The following is a 2845-nucleotide window of genomic DNA, read 5'->3' as shown; positions in this document are numbered from 1 at the left end:
GAGTCACTGGCCCGGATGCCTGGGGGTTGCCTGCAGCCGGGACGAGGTGAAACATCGTCCCTTTATGGTGGAAACAGCACATCCAGTGGGTAATCAAGAAACGGGAGTTTGCTGATGAGCGACGCGGCTGCTCAAAACAAGACCTGGGTGGAAATCAGTTTTGATTGTGTCCCCCTGCGGACTATCACGAGAAACGATCCGCCTCTGGACGCGTCTCCCAAGTTTCTTGCCCTGTGGGAACGAGTTCAAAACGCTATCCGTAAGCACGGACGCCACAATACCTATTACCTGTTCAACGCCCATTGTCGATTCCATCTCACCAACGATCCCAATCGCGGGCTACTCGATTTCAGTTTCGAAGGTTGCGCCATCACCGACCCGGAAGACAGGAAAACCGTGGCCTGCGATCTCGATGTGGAACTGCGGGGAGATACGTGTGACTGGGCGACTGAGCCGATCATTCGATGGTTCTCGGAGACAGTCAGGCACGCCGTGATGGTCGAGTTCGATCGTTACATCGCGGCAGGCGATCTGGCCAAGACCGTGGAACGTCTCCAAAAGCTGGAGGCCGAAACGACTTCCAAGGGCGGCTATGTGGGTTTTGGTCTGTAAGCGGGAGAAAATCCACTAAGCGGCATTCAAAAGGTGCCACAGGTGCAGTAACCAGTCGTCAATCAGCAGCGTCTGATTAATATTCCGCTCGACATCCTGGTAGGCCGCCAGGCAGGATTCGAGACACTCATATAAAACGTCTTCCGTAAGAGGGGGGCTACCTTGGAGGAGGGCCATCACCTCTTCGCCGACAGAGGTTCCCGCGGTTTGCACACTGTGGGAGGCCACCGCGCGCAGGGCCTGACGGAAAAACTCCAGCGTCAGCCCGATCAGTTGCTGGAGCGCCCGGCGTCGCATGGCCGCCTCTTTTCCGGCGGACTCCAGATAACTCCGCACTTCGTCGCTCCAGGCGGTCACATCAAAGCGCCGCGTGGAGAGGGCTTTTCTCCATTTGGCAGCAAGGTCCCACAGATCATGGGAGGCAAGCTCGGCAGCTCGGGCAAGACTGCCGTCGGCAAGCCGAATGAGTTCCCGGGCCCAATCAGGATTGTCCACGATACCCTGCTCGACCAACAATCGGGCGGCGATTTCCTCGGGAAGGGGCCGGAAGCGAATCATCTGACTGCGTGACCGTATCGTAGGCAGTTGCTTCGCCGGAGAGTTGCTGATGAGGATGAGAACCGCCGTTGCCGGCGGCTCTTCCAGCGTCTTGAGAAGCGCGTTGGCCCCTTCCACATTCAAATAGTCTGCGTCGTCAATGATGGCAACCCGATAACGTCCGGAAAACGGCGTCAGAGCGAGGTGGCCCACCAGGCCGGCACGCTCTGTCCCCCGCTCGGATCGGTCGCCTATCAGCATTTCCAGGGGAATGAAAGACTTCTCCGGGGGCTTGCTGATGAGCAGAAGATCGGGATGTGTCCCCGAAATCACCTGCACGCAGGCGGAGCACGCATTGCACGGTGCAAAGGCCTCTTTTGATGGATTTTCGCAAAGCAGGACCTGGGCCAATTTTTGGGCAAAGGTCCGTTTCCCGATCCCCGGCGGCCCCACGAAGAGATAGGTTCCCCCAATCCGACCGCGGACAAACGCCCGGCGAAACCGCTCCGCAATCGCGTCGTGTCCTTCGATCCCCTGCCAGCTCATGGCCTCGCTACGCGTCTTTTCCCAGATCCAGTCTTGCCTTCCGCCGAGAGAATTCCCCCTCGCTTTGTCGGTTCGAACTACCCGGCAGGCCTCCGAGAGGCCAGCATCGATTCGACGATTCGCCGAATGGCTGCATGAACTTCCTCGACGGGACGGTCTGCCCGGACCACGGCGATTCGGTCCGCAGCCCGGACGGCCTCCTGCAAAAAACCGTCGCGCACTTTCTCCAGAAACTCCCGCCCGCGCGATTCCAGACGATCGAGCGCCCGGTCGATTCGGGCCAATGCTTCCTCGACAGGCATGTCAAGCACGATCGTCAGGTCTGGAAGCAATCCGCCGGTGGCGAAAAGACCGATGTTCCGTACGGCTTCGACGGACAGGCCTCCACCGTAGCCCTGGTAGGCGATATTGGAAAGAAGATACCGATCGGAAACAACGATTTTTCCGGCCGAGAGAGCGGGGCGAATGACCTCGGAAACAAGCTGTGCCCGGGCTGCCATGTAAAGGAGTGTTTCCGCCTCAAGACCCATGGGAACGTCATCGCGATGAAGGAGAATCGACCGGATGGACTCCCCTAGCGCCGTACCTCCGGGATCGCGACAGCGCGTCACGACGTGGCCCTGCTCCTCCAACCAGCGGCAGAGCAGCTCAACCTGCGTCGTCTTCCCAGTTCCGTCTCCACCTTCAATTGCAATGAACATCTCAGATTAGACCAACTCTCTACCTGCGTATCCTGGTCCTTCGTGACGGTAAATGTGGGACGTGCCAGGCAACTGATCAGCAAGGCACACCCGGAAACGACGGCTCGAATTCATAAGCGTACCAGGGCCCGAAGTTTCTGGAAACACTGTGCTCGACCAAATTCCCAAAAGCACCCGCGTGGGGCCCGTGGGCATTGGAGGGACGCCTCCGACGGCGTCCGTTGAACCCCGGAGGGGCACGCTCGTCGTGCCCATTGAAGGCGAGTGGATAATCGAACGTTGATATGCGGACCTGACAAGCAGGTCCCTCCGAATGCGGACGTGACAAGCAGGTCCCTCCGCAGTGCCACGGCGTCCGTTGAACCCCTCACTCGTTATCGGGTACAATCCACGTGCTGTGTTTTAGCGATGGGATTGTCAGTCGCGATGACAAGAATTGTGAGTCCAGA

The 2845-nt window shown here is 58.7% G+C and carries 3 protein-coding genes; 1 reads left to right on the top strand and 2 read right to left on the bottom strand.

The features are described from left to right. Positions 1–114: 114 nt before the first annotated feature. Positions 115–612 carry a hypothetical protein gene (locus H5U08_RS14750; protein ID WP_297034679.1) on the top strand — a complete coding sequence of 166 codons (498 nt, stop codon included), beginning with the start codon at positions 115–117 and terminating at the stop codon, positions 610–612. Between the two features lie 15 nt (positions 613–627). Here H5U08_RS14750 and H5U08_RS14745 read toward each other — a convergent pair whose 3' ends face one another. Continuing rightward, positions 628–1695: a DNA polymerase III subunit gene (locus H5U08_RS14745; RefSeq protein ID WP_297034676.1), complete on the bottom strand. Its 1068-nt coding sequence runs from the start codon at positions 1693–1695 to the stop codon at positions 628–630. Positions 1696–1772: 77 nt separating this feature from the next. Further along, complete coding sequence (gene tmk, locus H5U08_RS14740) at positions 1773–2396, bottom strand: dTMP kinase (protein WP_297034673.1); 624 nt, start codon at positions 2394–2396, stop codon at positions 1773–1775. Between the last annotated feature and the right edge of the window lie 449 nt (positions 2397–2845).

The organism is Thermogutta sp. (assembly GCF_014359955.1).
GTDB lineage: Bacteria > Planctomycetota > Planctomycetia > Pirellulales > Thermoguttaceae > Thermogutta.
This window is presented reverse-complemented; position numbering and strand designations above follow the sequence as displayed.